The organism is Chryseobacterium sp. GVT01B (assembly GCF_019970045.1).
GTDB lineage: Bacteria > Bacteroidota > Bacteroidia > Flavobacteriales > Weeksellaceae > Chryseobacterium.
This window is the reverse complement of record NZ_JAHXYI010000001.1, coordinates 99,380-115,023: the sequence shown is the minus strand read 5'-3', so window position 1 is coordinate 115,023 and position 15,644 is coordinate 99,380. Positions and strand designations below refer to the sequence as shown.

The window sequence follows — 15,644 nt, the reverse complement described above, 5'->3', positions numbered from 1 at the left end:
AAACCATGAACGAAATAGAAAAGAAAAAAATAAGTAAATTTTTAAGCCTGATCTTACGCCATCAGCCAGAAAGCATTGGACTTTCGCTGGATGAAAACGGCTGGGCAGATATAGAAGAGCTGAGAGCAAAATCAGCAAAGAAAAGGATATATTTTACTCCTGAAGAACTGGATCAGGTAGTAGAAACCAATAATAAAAAACGTTTTGCCTTTAACGAAGATAAAACCATGATCAGAGCAAGTCAGGGACATTCTATTGATATTGACCTGGCTTTGGAAACAAAACAACCACCTGAATTTCTTTATCACGGAACTGCAGAAGCAAATATCAGATCCATTCTGGAAAAAGGAATTGAAAAAAGAACCCGTCAGCATGTACACTTAAGTGCTGATAAAGAGACTGCTACAAAGGTCGGAATGAGACACGGCAAACCTGTGATTCTTACCATCAGGACCGGAACAATGCATCAGGAAGGATTATCTTTCTATCAATCTGCAAATGGAGTTTGGCTCACGGACTTTGTAGATGCAAAATACATTTCTAAGTAAATGAAAAGAACATTAGTAATTGGAGATATTCACGGAGGATTTAAAGCTTTACAACAGGCCCTTGAAAGAGCAAAGGTTACTGAAAACGATCAACTGATTTTCCTCGGAGATTATGTGGATGGATGGAGTGAGTCTGCAGAAATTATACAGTTTTTAATGGATCTTTCCCAAAAACAGGAATGTATTTTCATTAAAGGGAACCATGATGCATGGTGTGAAGACTGGCTTGCATTTGGGCAAAATCCTGATGTATGGCTTTTCAACGGCGGAAAAAGCACTGTAGAAAGCTATGCTGATTATCTCCCGGAAGACCTGGATCTTCACTTGGAGTTCTTTCAAAGGATGAAAAATTATCATATTGACGATCAGAACCGCTTGTTTATTCATGCCGGATATGCTTCCATGCATGGCCCGGAAAGAGAAGTCTACTCCAGTAATTATCGCTGGGACAGAACCCTTTGGGAAACCGCCGTAGCAATGGACAAAAAACTGGAAAAGAATTCAGCGTTGTATCCCAAAAGGCTGCTTTTATATAAAGAAATATTCATCGGGCATACTCCCACTATTGAAATTGGGATTAGAACGCCGGCCAACAAGGCCAATATCTGGAATATGGATACCGGAGCAGCCTATACCGGCTCTTTATCCATCATGGATATCAATTCCAAAGAATTCTGGCAAAGCGATCCACTTCCATCTTTATATCCAAATGAAAAAGGAAGAAACTGATGAAATATATTCAAATAAATTATAGATCAGCAAATAAACCTCACAGATGTTCAAAATCTGTGGGGTTTCTATTTTAGTAAAATATTTTTATCATTTTTCTCTTTAAGATTTTAACCATTCGCTCTTTCATAAAAGATGATTAATTTTAAAGTCTGAAAATATCACTTCAATGAAACTGAAATATCTTTTATTCATCCTGAGTTCTACTTTATTTTTTGCTCAAAAATCATTTCAGACCCCTTTTGAAAAAGGAAATGGCAACCAAACCGTTACTTATGATGAAATGAACAGCTACTATCAGGATTTGGCTAAGAATTTTAATACCATTCAGTACCTTAAAAAAGGGGAAGATGATAATGGAAAACCTATTTATATCGTTGTTTATAACCCTTTTCCTGAAAAAGATCTTGAAAAATTGAGAAAAGATAAAGCAATTCTCTTTGTCAACAATGGGATTCACCCGGGAGAACCGGACGGAATAGACGCAACCATGATGCTGATGAGAGATCTTGCCACAAAAAAAATTAAAACTCCGCAGAACTTTATCATCGCTGCTATTTCGGCTTATAATGTGAGTGGAATGCTGAACAGGGGTTCTTACTCCAGAGCCAATCAGAATGGGCCGGAACAATATGGTTTCAGAGGAAATGCAAGAAATTATGACCTGAACAGAGACTTTATTAAGGCAGATTCCAAAAATGCCAGAAGTTTTCAGGAGATCTACCAGTGGTTAAAACCGGATGTTTTTATTGATAATCATGTCAGCAACGGTGCTGATTATCAATATACTTTTACCTATATTTCTACCTTTAAAGAACGTCTTGGAAATACTCTGGGGACTTATTTCTATAATGATTATCAGGCTAAAAACCTTGAAGATATGAAGAAGCTGGGCTATGAAAGCACACCTTATGTCAATATTCATGGTGATGTTCCAGAAGTAGGCTTTGCTTCATTTGAAGACTCTCCTAGATACTCCACAGGCTATACATCACTATTCAATTCCTTAGGAACCGTTCCTGAAACCCATATGCTGAAGCCTTATGACAAAAGAGTAGATGCTACTTACAAATATATGCTGGTCAACCTTCAGAATCTAGATAAAGATTATCGTACGATAAAACAGCTCCGCATTGAAAATTTAAAACAATATCAGGCGGGTAAACAATATGGCATCCGTTGGAAAATAGACTCTACGAAGTTCTCTACCATGGATTTTAAAGGCTATGAAGGAAAATACAAACCCAGTGATGTTTCTGGAAAACCAAGGTTATATTATGACAGAAACAAACCCTTTACAAAAAATATAAAACTCTTTACTACTGCGGTACCAACGGGATATATTACTATTCCTCAATATTATGTAATTCCCCAGTCACAGTACCGGGTCATTGAAGAATTCAGAAGAAATAATATTCAGATGAAACCCATTCAGAAAGACAGTACTTTAGCGGTTGAATCTTATAAAATTAAAGAATTTAAGACCGTTAAAAATCCTTATGAAGGTCATTATCTGCATTTTGAAACAACAGTCGATGCTTCAAAAAAGAATATCATGTTTTCAGCAGGAGATTATCTGGTTTCCTCCAATCAGCCTGGAGCAAAATATATCATAGAAACCCTTGAACCTGAGGCATTAGACTCTTTTTTTAACTGGAATTTCTTCGATGGGATTTTAGCTCAGAAAGAATACTATTCTGCCTATATTTTTGAAGATACGGCTGCAGAACTGCTGAAAAATGATAAAAAACTTAAAGAAGCCTTTGAAGCAGCAAAAGCATCTGATAAAAAACTGTCTGAAGATGGAGAAGCACAATTAGATTGGGTGTACAGACATTCCCCTTACTTTGAAGAAAAGACTTTCAGACAATATCCTGTTTATAGGGTGTTGTAGAGAATTTCTCATAAAAAGTCAGATTATTTTTACTTTTATAGTGATTTGTTAATCAATGTGTTAGTTTTTTTTATTAAATTAGTATTCAAAACAAAACACTATGAAACAAATTTATCAATTCGTAACATTGCTGTGCTTTGTACCAATAGGTCTGCTGGCACAATATTCTCAAAGTTTTGATTCGACAACAATGCCTGCCGACTGGACAGTAATTAATGGAGGAGATCCCGGAACCTGGGAAACCTGGGATTCCTATGATTCTTCATTCAATGCACCTCATTCAGGAACGCATTTTCTGGGATTGGAATATGGCAGTACTGCCCACGATGATTATGTCATTAGTCCTGCTATAGTAGTAACTGCAGGAGTATCAGATAAGCTTACTTTCTGGGCAAGAAACAGAGGGGCCGGGCTTGCTGAGACGGTGGATATAAAAGTATCAACAACCACTCCCACCGTAGCAGGGCTTACCAATACGCTCGCTGCTGCGGTAAAACCTCCTACTTCATGGAATCAGTATACGTATGATCTGACCCCTTATGTAGGTCAAACCATTTATATTGCTTTCCATTCGACTACAGACGATATCTGGTTTATCGGGATAGATGATTTCCAGATTTCAGCAAACAATCTATCAGTTTCTGATGCAAAAGCGGATAACAGCCGTGCATCTATTTATCCAAATCCGGTAAAAGATATCTTATATATCAAAAATAAAACAAAGATCTCTGAAATCAATATCTATGATTTTAATGGAAAACTGGTGAAAAAAGAAATGATGAATTCAGAAAACGGAACTGTAAACGTAAGCGAACTGGCTGCAGGAAATTATATAGTAAAGGTCAAAGATAGAGAGACTGAAAAAGGCTATAAAATTATTAAGAAATAAAACTTTTTATAATAGAATTAAAAAAGACGTTTCAAGTGAAACGTCTTTTTATTTATCTTGGTAAACCTCTTTTTAAAGCGATTTCTGCCCTTTCAATGGCAAGCTTTTCTTTCCAGTCCATGTATTTACTTTTAAACTGGGACTTCATAACATCATCAAATTTGCGCTGTACAGTAAGATTCCATAAAGAATGTGCCTTTACTGCCCATGATTTGTCCCATGCTCTCAAAGAAATAGAGAAACTTCCATCCAGATATTTCATCCAGTGCCACCATCCTGTAGGCATGAATAAAGTATCTCCGTGCTCAAGGTAGCATTCAATTCCTTCCACACCATCCAATGCCGGGAATTTTGTGAGGTCCGGATTTTCAATATCATAGTCCTCCAATGCGTAAGTTGCGTAAGGGATCTGATAAAGTCTTTCTCTCCATTTATAATCGAAAAGAAGAATATGTTTTCTTCCGTTGAAGTGAGTATGGAAAATATGCGCCATATCAATATCGAAATGAAGGAATGTTTCAGATCCTTTTCCTCCGAAGAACATATTAGGGTATTTATCCAGGAATCCTCCCATAAGCTCTTTTGGAGAAATATAATCTTCCAAAAGATTCGGTGCGAATTTTATAGGGTCAAAAAGGAAAATTCTGAGATCCGTAGGTTCCCGCTGAATGAGATCTATATAATCTCCAAATTTCATTTTTGCAGCAGAAGAATTGATGGGAGCAGAAGGGTCTGCTTTTGAGCTGTCATATAAAGGAACCTCTACATCTCCTACTACCTGCTTCATGTATTCCATCGTCCATTTTTGGTAAGCAGGCCACTTTTTTGCCATATTTTTGATGACAACGGGCCTTCTTGGCTTCAGATATTTTTCGTAGAATTCCTCTTTGGAAATGTCATCTACAACATCTATAGGCTTTAAAATAATTCCCATTTTAGTAAATTTATATGACAAAATTATTAAATAAATGTTAACGATGCTTCTGTTTAATTTTTTTTTAATCTATGATTCAAATCAGATTTTACTATTTGGAATAGTTAAAAATATTATTTTTTCCATTAATTAATCAAATTCCTGTTTTTGTTATTGAAATAGAATCAAATTGACTTTATAAGACACCAATGATCTAAAAATGATTAAACTTTAAACTACAATTTTATTATTGATTAATATGAAATATTTATTTAAGGCATGGTTTTTTTTAACAAATCATAAAATCAGAAGCTTTAAACAAAGAGATTATGAAATAAATAAAAATAAAATTTGATATAATTTATCTATAATGTTTCTGTTAAAACACAAAGAAATCAAGCATTGATTTTGTTAATTATAGTTAATAATTTAAAAGAATTTACAATTAGTTTTTTAATCCTTGTAAAAAGCAAAATTATAACTATGTTTGTAGTGATAAAAAGATTTAACTTTTACTTATAAAAGCCATCTTTATAAAAGTGTAACAAAAAACCACAATGATTAACTAATTGAGCAAATAATAAGTATGAAAAAAAATATTTCCTTATTTCTGATGCTTTTCTTTACTGTGCTCACTTTTGCACAGAAGACTGTTTCAGGAAAGATTACTGATGATGACGGGATAGCAATACCAAGCGCCAGTGTTACCGTAGAAGAACCAGGCAAAGATGCTATTTTAGCTTATGGAATTACCAATTCTAAAGGGGAATATAAAGTAACCTTCACTTCCGGAGAGGCCAATGTGGATCTAAAAGTGAAAGCATTTAATCAGAAACCTCTCACAAAGCAAATCAGTAACAGCGACCAGACTCTGAATTTCAAAATGCAGTCTGAAGCGACAGAAATTAAAGAAGTTCAGCTGAAAACAAAAATGATTACAGCCAGAGGTGATACCATTTCATATGACCTTAAAGCTTTCAATTCCAAAAATGATAGGACTCTTGCTGATGTTATGAAAAAAATTCCCGGAATTGAAGTAAACAATGACGGAACAATTCTATATCAGGGAAATGCCATCAATAAATTCTATGTCAATGGAAAAGACCTTATGGAAGGTGGTTATGGAACGATTAACAATTCCCTTCCAAAAGATGCTGTACAGAAAGTAGAAGTACTGGAAAATCACCAACCGGTAAAAATCCTGCAGGATAAAGTCCCTTCAGACCAGGCCGCTATCAATATAAAGCTTAAAAACTCTGTAACGATGACAGGTAGAGGAGAAGTGGGAACAGGTTTCGGAGATCCCTGGCTTTGGAATGTAAAACTTACCCCTATGTTCTTTGGACAAAAGAGCCAGTGGGTAGTCAATTACAAAACCAATAACATGGGTGAACAGGTGGAAAATGAAGGAAATATTCTTGCATTTGGAAATAGATTTGAAGGAAAAAGAATCAATGCCTCTCAAAATGATTGGCTAAATGTAGAGAATGCAGATACTCCTAATCTTCCGGTGAAAAGATATCTCATGAATAATGTTCATTATTTATCTGCCAACTATCTTACCAACATTGATAAGAAAAAGGAATGGGAGCTTAAAGCCAATGCAAACTATACCAACAATGCCGTAGAAAGAGAGTCTTATAGTCAGACAGATTATTTTGGGGGAGCTTCTACTATTATAAAAACCCTGAATAATTTTTATACAGATAAAGCAAAAGGAGAATTAATATTTACAAAGAATGCCAAAAAAGGATTCTTTAAAAACACCACAAGCTTCTCTCAATATTGGAATGCAGACAGAGGAATTGTTGACAGAACAGATGCAAAAACGGGTATACAAAGAAACGCCAATGAGGGAGTTGAATCTCCTACAACATCATTCCAAAACTCATTGAGTACAATTATTCCGTGGAAGGAAAAAATGGTAAATCTTTTATCCTATGTAAGTTACCAAACAGATAGACAGACTTTGGAAGTTTCTCCGTCATCTTATTTGGATATTCCTGGATTTAAGCCGGTACCTAATACAGAGTTTGCTACACAGAGTTTAAGACTTAAAACTTTTGAAGCTAATCATTCTGCTAATATTGGTTTTTCTGCCAAAGGATGGACATTTACTCCTGAAGTTGGATTTAATTTTAAAAGTACGGGTCTGATGTCTGATTTGTCAAATGTGAAAGCAATTCCATCTGCCAATCCTGATAAAGATCCCAAACCAGAGGCATATAGTAATGATTTAAATTACACCATAGCTACACCATACGGAAGTCTAGGGATAAATTATAAAAGTGAATCATGGATGATCTATGCCAATCTTCCGGTAAACTCAAATAATATTAAAGCGGAAGATCCATTAAGACTCGTTTCAAAATCTGTAAATAAAGTAACGTTTGAACCTAATATTTTTGCACAATATTCATTTGCTTCATTCTGGAAAGCGTCCGTAAATGCTAATATTAACAATAATTTTGGAGAAATAAATACAGCATATTCTGGGTTCTTAATGACGTCACCTGAGGGAATTAGAGCAATGGATGTTAACAATCCAATTCCTCAGAATAACAATAAATCTGCAGGAACAAGAATAGAATACAGAAATCCATTAAATAATTTATTCTTCAATGTTAATTACAGATATTCTGATGCAAAGAGAAACTTAATTTCGAATCCAGTGATTAATGGCGGCGGATATACCATAATGAAATATAAAGAGCAGGACAATCATGTATTAAATAATGGATATAGCGTAGAAGTTGGAAAATATTTTCCAAAGTTTAAAACGAATGCATCTCTTAGCTATAGCAACAATACGACAGAATCTGATGCCTTTTTGAATGATAAATCCTATACCAATAAAAACAACGGCCAGTCATTTGGAATTAAATTTAATAATACCTATTTCAGTTGGATGAGCGTTGATTATAATGCAAGTCTTACCAGAACAAAACAAACAAGTGTTGGAGAATTAAGCTCAAATGCTACCAGAACAGGATTTACCCATAATCTAGGGGTTTTCTTCTATCCTATGGAAAGTCATACTGTTGGATTCAATTGGGATCAGGTAAATACAAATGCAGCAGGTCAAAAATACCATAATGGATTCTATGACGTATCATATCAGTTTACCTGGACCAAAAAGAAAATTGATTTTGAATTGAAATGGATGAATATCGCAAACAAAAAAGTTTTTGAAACCTATGATATCAATACTATAAATATTGAGTATACAAGATATCAGCTTCGTCCAAGTCAGGTCATGTTAAGCGTAAAATTCAATTTTAAATAACAAGAAAACCAATCCTAATGGATTGGTTTTTTTATTGAGATATAATAACGTATTAAAAGCTTTGCTGGTCGGCCGAAGGCCCATAGCTTCCCGGCAAAGGAATATTGTTTAATCTGTAATACACACCCAATTGTGCTCTGTGATGGGTAATCTGATTTAAAGCATGTCGGATCGCTCCATACTTACTCCAGCTTGCCAGTTCATGACCGTCATTTTTAATAGTCCAGCTGGGATTCAGATCGTCTTCAGTACTGTTTTCCAATGCAGTCTTTGCTGACTGATAATCATCCTCCAGTTTTTTCATAAGATCATCTTTTGTAGAAAGAACTGTCGGTTTGTAGTCGCCTTTACCAAAATCCAGTTCAGAAGTTTTCAAAATAGTATTCGGCCATTCAAAAACTTCTACGAGATGGGTGGCAAGAGGCATCATTTTCATGCTTTTTTCATGGGGAGCGAAGTCATTTTTTCCTTCAGGGAACAATTCAATAAACTTTTTTGTGGTTTGAAATTCTCCCTCCAATTCGGATTTTAATTGAGATAAGGTATCCATAATATTTTGTTTTTTAGAAACTTAAAGGTAAGCGTTTTGAAAATGAAAATGTTTTAAGAGAATCATAATTTTTCACTTGCCCTACACAGTCTGGAATACACCGATAGATTCTTTAAAAAATAAAATTTGAAAAAAATTGTAACAAAATCACAACAACCGGTACTAATTATATAAACTTGCTACAATGAAAAAGTTATTCTCCGTATTTCTTATTGCTCTTTTTGCTTTTGCAGGAGCTCAGGAGTCAAAAGAAACAGCTAACCGTTTCTTTTATGAACTGACTTTTAAACCGAAGAAAGATTCAGTCAGAATGGATAAAATAATAACCATTCTCGATATTACACCTAAGAAATCAATATACCAGGATTATACAATGCCGGCTCAGGATTCTATCATTAAAATACAGATAGAAGAAATGGAGAAAACCAAATCTTTTAAGGACATGACTAAGCTGATTAAATGGCCTAAATTTTCCTATAAAATCATCAAAAACTATCCGGATATGAAAGTGCAGTATGTAGATAGAATCAGCAGAAATCTATTCTCATATGAAGATGATCCGAAATTACAATGGAACATTTTACCTGAAAAACAAAAAGTGGGAGAATATAATGCTCAGAAAGCTACAACAGAGTTTGGAGGAAGAAAATGGACTGCATGGTTCAGTTCAGATATCCCTTTTCAGGATGGACCGTATAAATTTAAAGGACTTCCAGGCCTTATTGTAAAAGTTGAAGATGCCGATAAAAACTACTCATGGCAGCTAAGCGGAAATAAAAAAATAGAGAACTACGACGAATTATCTTATGCTGATAAAATCAATGCTAAGATGGGAATGATGAGCAATACGGTAACTCCTACCAGCAAAGAGAAATTCCTTAAATCTTACGAAGGTTATAAGGCGGATCCGTTTGCTGAGTCTCGCCCATATATGACCGCTGAAAATATGAGCAGACCAATGCCGGGTACAGATGGAACAGTAGGAGATTTCATGAAGAGGCTGGAAAAACAGGTGAAAGATTTCTTCGGATCCAATGATAATCCAATAGAAAAAGAACAGCCTTCTGACAAGAAGAAAAAATAAGCATTCATATCAACTAAATTATATTTTGAATCACCCCAGATACAGCAATGTGTTTGGGGTGATTTCTTTTATGTCAAAACGTTATTTAGATTAAATTTAAATAGCGTATATTTGCAGGACTAAAAATTAGGCTTTGAAAGAGAAAGGATTACATAAATTAAGTGGATTCCCTAAAAACAAAATGGGGAAGATATTGGGGTATGATAATGACCATCTTAAAATGCCCAATAAAATCATTGAAATGGGGCTTCTTCCGGAAACCGCTTTCAGGATTTTGTATCAGGCTCCGTTCAATGGGCCCATGTATGTAGAATTTGGAGCAGAAAAAAGCCGGATTGCTCTTCGCGAGGAAGAAGGAGATTACATCATTGTTGAAGAATTGAATTAATGCAGGAAAACAAGAAAAAACAGATACTTTTAGTCGGAAATCCTAATGTAGGAAAGTCAACGGTTTTTAATACGCTTTGCAACAAAAAGCAGAAGACCGGAAACTATGCCGGCGTTACCGTTGCAAGCCATTCTGGGAACTATACCTATAAAAATCAGGATGTTGAGGTTATTGACCTTCCAGGTTCTTACAGTGTATATCCGAGCTCAGAAGATGAAGCTATTTTTTCCAAATACCTTATTGATGAGCAGAAAAACTATGCAGGTGTTGTTTATATTCTTGAAGCATTAAGTTTAAAAAGAGGACTGCTTCTGTTTCAGCAGATTCAGGACCTTGGTATTCCAATGATTTTGATTGTCAATCAGATTGATCAGGCAGAAAGAAGAGGGATCACCATCGATATTCAAAAATTTTCCGAAGCATTAGGCATTAAAATTATCCAGACCAATGCCAAAGAGCAGATCGGAATAGATGAAGTAAGAGAAGCTGTTTACAATAATGAGTTTGTAACAACAAATAAAGTTTCTTTTGAAACACCGAACGAACACAGAGATTTTATTCAGAAACTGGCAGCACATAAAGGTTTCGATAATGAATATAAAGCCTGGATGAGCCTTTCGCTGGGAACAGACCTCGGCAGAATAAGTTCTGTAATGGAACAGCTGAATGAAGCAGATACAAAAAGCCTTGTTCCAAAAAGATTACAGGTTCAGGAAACAGTAAGAAGATATCAGAATGTAGACAGAATACTGGAAGATGTAATTTCTAAAAAAGCTCAATTCAAAGAATTACTAACCGAAAAACTGGATAAAGTTTTAGTACATAAATTCTGGGGTTATGTAGTCTTTTTAGCTATTCTGCTGATTATTTTCCAAAGCGTTTTCTTTCTTGCAGAATATCCGATGAACTGGATCGAAGAAACATTCTCATGGCTGGCAGCATTTACAAGCGAACACCTTCCGGAAGGACCCGTTAATTCACTTGTTTCCAACGGCATCGTTCCGGGAATCGGAGGAATTGTCGTTTTTGCACCGCAGATCGGAATCCTGTTGTATTTCCTTTATCTGCTGGAAGACTCAGGATATATGGCAAGAGTTGTATTTCTGATGGACAGATTGCTTCGTCCCTTCGGACTTAACGGAAAAAGTATTGTTCCGCTAGTATCAGGAACGGCTTGTGCTATTCCGGCTGTGATCTCAACAAGAAACATTGAAAATGTAAAAGAAAGATTGCTGACGATATTGGTAACACCATTTATGACATGTTCTGCGAGACTTCCGGTGTACAGTATTATTATCGGACTGATCATCTCAGAAGGAACATTTTTAGGAATAAAATATAAGGCGCTGGTTCTGATGGGGATGTATCTTCTGGGCTTCCTGGTTGCTTTATTCTCGGCAGCAATCCTTAAAAGATTTATTAAAAGTAAAGGAAAAACATATTTGGTAATGGACCTTCCTGCTTATAAAAAACCGCTTTTCGGGTATGACTTTAAAATGGTTTTAGGAAAAGTATGGGATTTCATCACGGGAGCAGGGAAAATCATTTTCATTGTAAGTGTTATTATCTGGTTCCTGAGCTATTTCGGACCAAGCCAGAAAACAAATGAACTGGTCGCTACGGACGTTCATCTGGACCATTCTTACCTTGCCAAAATGGGTAAAGGAATTGAGCCTGTTATCGCCCCTCTGGGCTACGACTGGAAAATGGGAGTGGGAATTCTTACCAGTTTCGTGGCAAGAGAAGTGTTTGTGGGAACAATGTCTACCCTTTACAGTCTTGAGGATGATGCTCCGGAAGTAAAAGTAATTGATAAAATGAGAAGAGATGTGAAACCAAACGGAGAAAAAGTCTTCAGCTTTGCAACCGGAATCTCGGTTCTTCTTTTCTATGCATTTGCAATGCAGTGTGTTTCTACACTTGCAGTAGTCTACAGAGAAACCAAAAGCTGGAAATGGACCGGCTTTCAGGTGGTCATGATGACAGGTTTGGCATATTTTGTGTCGATGATAGTATATCAGATTTTAAAGTAATGGACTCATCATTAATTATTCAATATGTACTTATTGCATTAATTGTAGCATTCGCTTGTTACTCTTTATTTAAAGTACTTAAAAAGAATTTCGCACCTAAGAAATTCAGCTCCAAAAGAACAAACTGCGATAAAGATTGTGGCTGTTCTTAATATTAGGTTCATCGGGTAATTGAAAAAAATGTAGTAAATTCATCTTTCTAATGTAAATTATTAATTTGAATTTCTTAAAAACAGGTTCTCTAGTCTTATTTTCTTTATTTGGGGCTCAGGGTAAAGCACAATCTGATACCACAAATACCAAGTCTTATGCAGACCAGGTAATGATTCGTGTGAATCTTGATACCAATATCGAGAACTATGTTTTTTCAGCAGGAGAAGGTAAAAATGCCTTCGAAATGGACCTGTCAATCAACAATAAAACCAAAACATCATTTTCAGTTGATTATAGAATAATAAGTGCGACTATATCATTTGCTCCCAGATTTTTAGATGGAAATAATGATGATGAAATGAAAGGGGAGAGTTCTTATACCGATTTTAGTTTCAGGTTTTTTCCCGGAAGATTTATCCAGAATGTTTATTATAAAAATGTAAGTGGTTTTTATGTAGAAAACATGAAAGACCTATCTCCGGAATGGCAGGAAGGAAGAGATCCTTATATTCAGTTTCCTGATTTAAGGGTACAAACCTTTGGAGGATCTACCTCCTATATTCTCAATAAAAACTTTTCAGCAAGAAGTATCTACACGCAGGGAGAATGGCAGTATAAAAGCGGCGGAAGCTGGGTTCCTTTTGTGGACTATGACCTTACTATTTTCAGAAATAAAATTGATGGTGTAAAAAGCAAAGAAACACAATATAATATCGGAGGGAATATCGGATATTTCTATAATTGGGTAATTGGAAAGAATGTCAATATCTCACCTTATCTGGCTGCTGGAATAGGAGGGAAATTCTCAAGTTACAGAGATCTTGATAACGGAGGATCCAAAGAAAATGCCCAGTATGCAACGATAAGAATGCAGGGAGGGCTTCACATAGGATACAATACTGACCGGTTTTTATTCGGAGGCAAAATGAATTTTAAGACCTATGCCTATGATCAGAAAGAAAACCAGACAGTAGAAAATAATAACCTTTATGGACTGTTATACATAGGCTATCGTTTTGCACCACCGAAAGTTGTAAAAAATACCTATGATAAAATCCAAAAAAAGATTCCCGTTTTATAAGTTGAAAGGTCTTTTAAGTATCTTTGCGTTGGAAAATTTAGAAAGAACAAAATAAAAGTAAAAACATCATGTCATTAATAAAATCAATTTCCGGAATTCGCGGAACCATTGGCGGTAAAGTAAATGATAACTTAACACCGCTGGATGTAGTAAAATTCGCTTCCGCATTCGGAACCTGGCTTCAGAATAATAAAAATAAAAAAGATCTTACCCTTGTCATTGGAAGAGATGCCAGAATTTCTGGTCAGATGGTTTCTTCTTTGGTAACTGCTACATTGCAGGGATTGGGGATTAATGTGGTAGATCTTGGTCTTTCTACAACGCCAACAGTTGAAATAATGGTTCCTGAGCTGAATGCAGACGGAGGAATTATCCTTACCGCTTCCCACAATCCAAAGCAATGGAATGCACTAAAGCTGCTAAATGAAAAAGGAGAATTCATCACCGGGGAAAATGGTGCTGAAGTACTGGCTTTGGCAGAGAGTGAAGATTTCAACTATGCAGAAGTGGATGATCTTGGAAAATATGAAACAAGAGATGATGCTTTTGATATCCACATCCAGCAGATTCTGGATTTACCAATGGTAGATGTGGAAGCAATCAAAGCTAAAAACTTTAAAGTAGCCCTGGATGCGGTAAACTCTACAGGAGGTATTGCCATTCCTATGCTTTTGGATAAATTAGGTTGTAAAACCATCAAATTATACTGTGAACCCACAGGACATTTCCCACACAATCCTGAACCTTTGAAAGAACATTTGGGAGACATCTGCGAATTAATGAAAAAAGAAAATGCAGACGTAGGAGTTGTGGTAGATCCGGATGTAGACAGATTAGCCCTGATTGATGAAAAAGGTGAAATGTTTGGTGAAGAGTATACATTGGTTGCAGTTGCTGATTACTTATTGAAACACAAAAAAGGAGCGGCTATTTCCAATCTTTCTTCCAGCCGTGCTTTGAGAGATGTAGCCCGTTCGCATGATTCAGAATATTTTGCCAGTGCTGTGGGAGAAGTAAACGTTGTTACTTTGATGAAAGAGAAAAATGCAGTGATTGGAGGAGAAGGAAACGGGGGAATTATCTATCCTGATTTACATTACGGAAGAGACTCTTTAGTAGGAGTAGCTTTGTTTTTAACTCATTTGGCCAAAGAAAACAAAACAGTTTCTGAGCTGAGAGCAGGATATCCAAGCTATTTCATGGGTAAAAAGAAAATAGAACTGACTCCGGAGATTGATGTAGATGCTATCTTAAGCAAAATGGAGCAGGAATATCAGAATGAAGACGTTTCTACAGTAGACGGCGTTAAAATAGACTTTGAAAACAACTGGGTTCACCTTAGAAAATCTAATACAGAGCCAATTATCAGAATTTATACAGAAGCTCAGTCTCAGGAAGAAGCGGATCAGCTAGGTGATGATATCATTGCTAAAATTAAAAGTTTAATCTAAAACATAGTAAGAACGGACATTTGTTCCGTTCTTTTTTATATCAGGCATGTTTGAGCATATTAAAAACAGGTTTCCTTTTCCTAAAGAAAAATTGAGGAAATTTCTTGGCAGCTTTGAACGTATGGAAGTTCCTGCCAAAACTCTGCTTTTAAAAGAAGATGAGGTTTCCTGCAATGCCTATTATATTGAAAAAGGAATCGTAAGAGCCTGGTATAATAATGACGGAAAAGATGTCACTTTCCAGTTTTTTCTTGAAAATACGATGTTTTCTTCCCTTGAAAGTTTCAAAAAAGGCTTGCCGAGTATGGTGTCATTTGAGACTATAGAACCGTGTATCCTGTACAAAATCAACAAACCCGATGTAGAAGCTTTTCTGGAAGAAGTTTACGAAAATCCTGAACTCAGAAACCTTTTTATGGATGCCCTTTTTGAAAGGGTATTTGATTATATGAAACACTTCTTTTCATTCATTAAAGACACGCCGCAGCAACGATATTTGAATTTGATTAAACAAAAACCGGAGATCATTAAAAGGGTTCCGCAGCATTATATTGCATCCTATCTCGGGATTACTACAGTACATCTCAGCAGAATCAAAAGCAAAATATTGAAAGAGAGACTGGGATAGGCAGGGAGTATCCTTCA

At 35.8% G+C, this 15,644-nt stretch carries 13 protein-coding genes; 11 read left to right on the top strand and 2 right to left on the bottom strand.

Annotated features, from left to right (window positions below):
* Window positions 1-5 precede the first annotated feature (5 nt).
* The 4 genes from LC457_RS00505 (at window position 6) to LC457_RS00490 (ending at window position 4,060) form a co-directional block, all read left to right on the top strand.
* Window positions 6-548, top strand: coding sequence for an RNA 2'-phosphotransferase (locus LC457_RS00505; protein ID WP_223598152.1), 543 nt, complete (start codon window positions 6-8; stop codon window positions 546-548).
* On the top strand, window positions 549-1,277 hold the full coding sequence (locus LC457_RS00500) for a metallophosphoesterase family protein (protein ID WP_223598151.1): 729 nt from the start codon (window positions 549-551) through the stop codon (window positions 1,275-1,277). It begins immediately after the preceding gene.
* Between the two features lie 169 nt (window positions 1,278-1,446).
* On the top strand, window positions 1,447-3,171 hold the full coding sequence (locus tag LC457_RS00495) for a hypothetical protein (protein WP_223598150.1): 1,725 nt from the start codon (window positions 1,447-1,449) through the stop codon (window positions 3,169-3,171).
* A 100-nt stretch (window positions 3,172-3,271) separates the two neighbouring features.
* Window positions 3,272-4,060 carry a T9SS-dependent choice-of-anchor J family protein gene (locus LC457_RS00490; protein WP_223598149.1) on the top strand — a complete coding sequence of 263 codons (789 nt, stop codon included), beginning with the start codon at window positions 3,272-3,274 and terminating at the stop codon, window positions 4,058-4,060.
* Window positions 4,061-4,112: 52 nt separating this feature from the next.
* On the opposite strand, the gene LC457_RS00485 is transcribed toward LC457_RS00490, so the two are convergent.
* Entirely contained in the window at window positions 4,113-4,994 is an 882-nt protein-coding gene (locus LC457_RS00485) for a cupin-like domain-containing protein (protein WP_223598148.1), read from the bottom strand.
* Between the two features lie 565 nt (window positions 4,995-5,559).
* Between LC457_RS00485 and LC457_RS00480 the strand changes: the two genes are divergently transcribed.
* Window positions 5,560-8,259 (top strand): hypothetical protein, encoded by a 2,700-nt coding sequence (locus LC457_RS00480; protein ID WP_223598147.1) that lies wholly within the window; start codon window positions 5,560-5,562, stop codon window positions 8,257-8,259.
* A 52-nt stretch (window positions 8,260-8,311) separates the two neighbouring features.
* Here the strand turns inward: LC457_RS00480 and LC457_RS00475 are convergent, their stop codons facing one another.
* Window positions 8,312-8,809, bottom strand: coding sequence for a DinB family protein (locus tag LC457_RS00475; protein WP_047380021.1), 498 nt, complete (start codon window positions 8,807-8,809; stop codon window positions 8,312-8,314).
* 184 nt (window positions 8,810-8,993) lie between these two features.
* On the opposite strand from LC457_RS00475, the gene LC457_RS00470 reads away from it, so the two are divergent.
* The 6 genes from LC457_RS00470 to LC457_RS00445 all read left to right on the top strand — a co-directional run bounded on the left by LC457_RS00470 (window position 8,994) and on the right by LC457_RS00445 (window position 15,627).
* Window positions 8,994-9,893, top strand: coding sequence for a GLPGLI family protein (locus LC457_RS00470; RefSeq protein WP_223598146.1), 900 nt, complete (start codon window positions 8,994-8,996; stop codon window positions 9,891-9,893).
* Between the two features lie 133 nt (window positions 9,894-10,026).
* Window positions 10,027-10,281, top strand: a complete 255-nt coding sequence (locus LC457_RS00465; RefSeq protein WP_047421995.1) for a FeoA family protein — start codon at window positions 10,027-10,029, stop codon at window positions 10,279-10,281.
* Window positions 10,281-12,314 carry a ferrous iron transport protein B gene (feoB, locus tag LC457_RS00460; RefSeq protein WP_223598145.1) on the top strand — a complete coding sequence of 678 codons (2,034 nt, stop codon included), beginning with the start codon at window positions 10,281-10,283 and terminating at the stop codon, window positions 12,312-12,314. Before LC457_RS00465 ends, feoB begins: the two co-directional genes overlap by 1 nt.
* 217 nt (window positions 12,315-12,531) lie before the next feature.
* On the top strand, window positions 12,532-13,548 hold the full coding sequence (locus tag LC457_RS00455; RefSeq protein ID WP_223598144.1) for a DUF4421 family protein: 1,017 nt from the start codon (window positions 12,532-12,534) through the stop codon (window positions 13,546-13,548).
* Window positions 13,549-13,616: 68 nt separating this feature from the next.
* Entirely contained in the window at window positions 13,617-14,999 is a 1,383-nt protein-coding gene (glmM, locus tag LC457_RS00450; RefSeq protein ID WP_223598143.1) for a phosphoglucosamine mutase, read from the top strand.
* A 91-nt stretch (window positions 15,000-15,090) separates the two neighbouring features.
* On the top strand, window positions 15,091-15,627 hold the full coding sequence (locus tag LC457_RS00445) for a Crp/Fnr family transcriptional regulator (RefSeq protein ID WP_223598142.1): 537 nt from the start codon (window positions 15,091-15,093) through the stop codon (window positions 15,625-15,627).
* Window positions 15,628-15,644 lie beyond the last annotated feature (17 nt).

Bases quoted from the DNA above. Each gene is read 5' to 3' on its own strand.
- LC457_RS00500 (WP_223598151.1), top strand. From the start codon at position 549: ATGAAAAGAACATTAGTAATTGGAGATATTCACGGAGGATTTAAAGCT.
- glmM (WP_223598143.1), top strand. From the start codon at position 13,617: ATGTCATTAATAAAATCAATTTCCGGAATTCGCGGAACCATTGGCGGT.
- feoB (WP_223598145.1), top strand. From the start codon at position 10,281: ATGCAGGAAAACAAGAAAAAACAGATACTTTTAGTCGGAAATCCTAAT.
- LC457_RS00505 (WP_223598152.1), top strand. From the start codon at position 6: ATGAACGAAATAGAAAAGAAAAAAATAAGTAAATTTTTAAGCCTGATC.
- LC457_RS00490 (WP_223598149.1), top strand. From the start codon at position 3,272: ATGAAACAAATTTATCAATTCGTAACATTGCTGTGCTTTGTACCAATA.
- LC457_RS00495 (WP_223598150.1), top strand. From the start codon at position 1,447: ATGAAACTGAAATATCTTTTATTCATCCTGAGTTCTACTTTATTTTTT.
- LC457_RS00470 (WP_223598146.1), top strand. From the start codon at position 8,994: ATGAAAAAGTTATTCTCCGTATTTCTTATTGCTCTTTTTGCTTTTGCA.
- LC457_RS00475 (WP_047380021.1), bottom strand. From the start codon at position 8,809: ATGGATACCTTATCTCAATTAAAATCCGAATTGGAGGGAGAATTTCAA.
- LC457_RS00480 (WP_223598147.1), top strand. From the start codon at position 5,560: ATGAAAAAAAATATTTCCTTATTTCTGATGCTTTTCTTTACTGTGCTC.
- LC457_RS00485 (WP_223598148.1), bottom strand. From the start codon at position 4,994: ATGGGAATTATTTTAAAGCCTATAGATGTTGTAGATGACATTTCCAAA.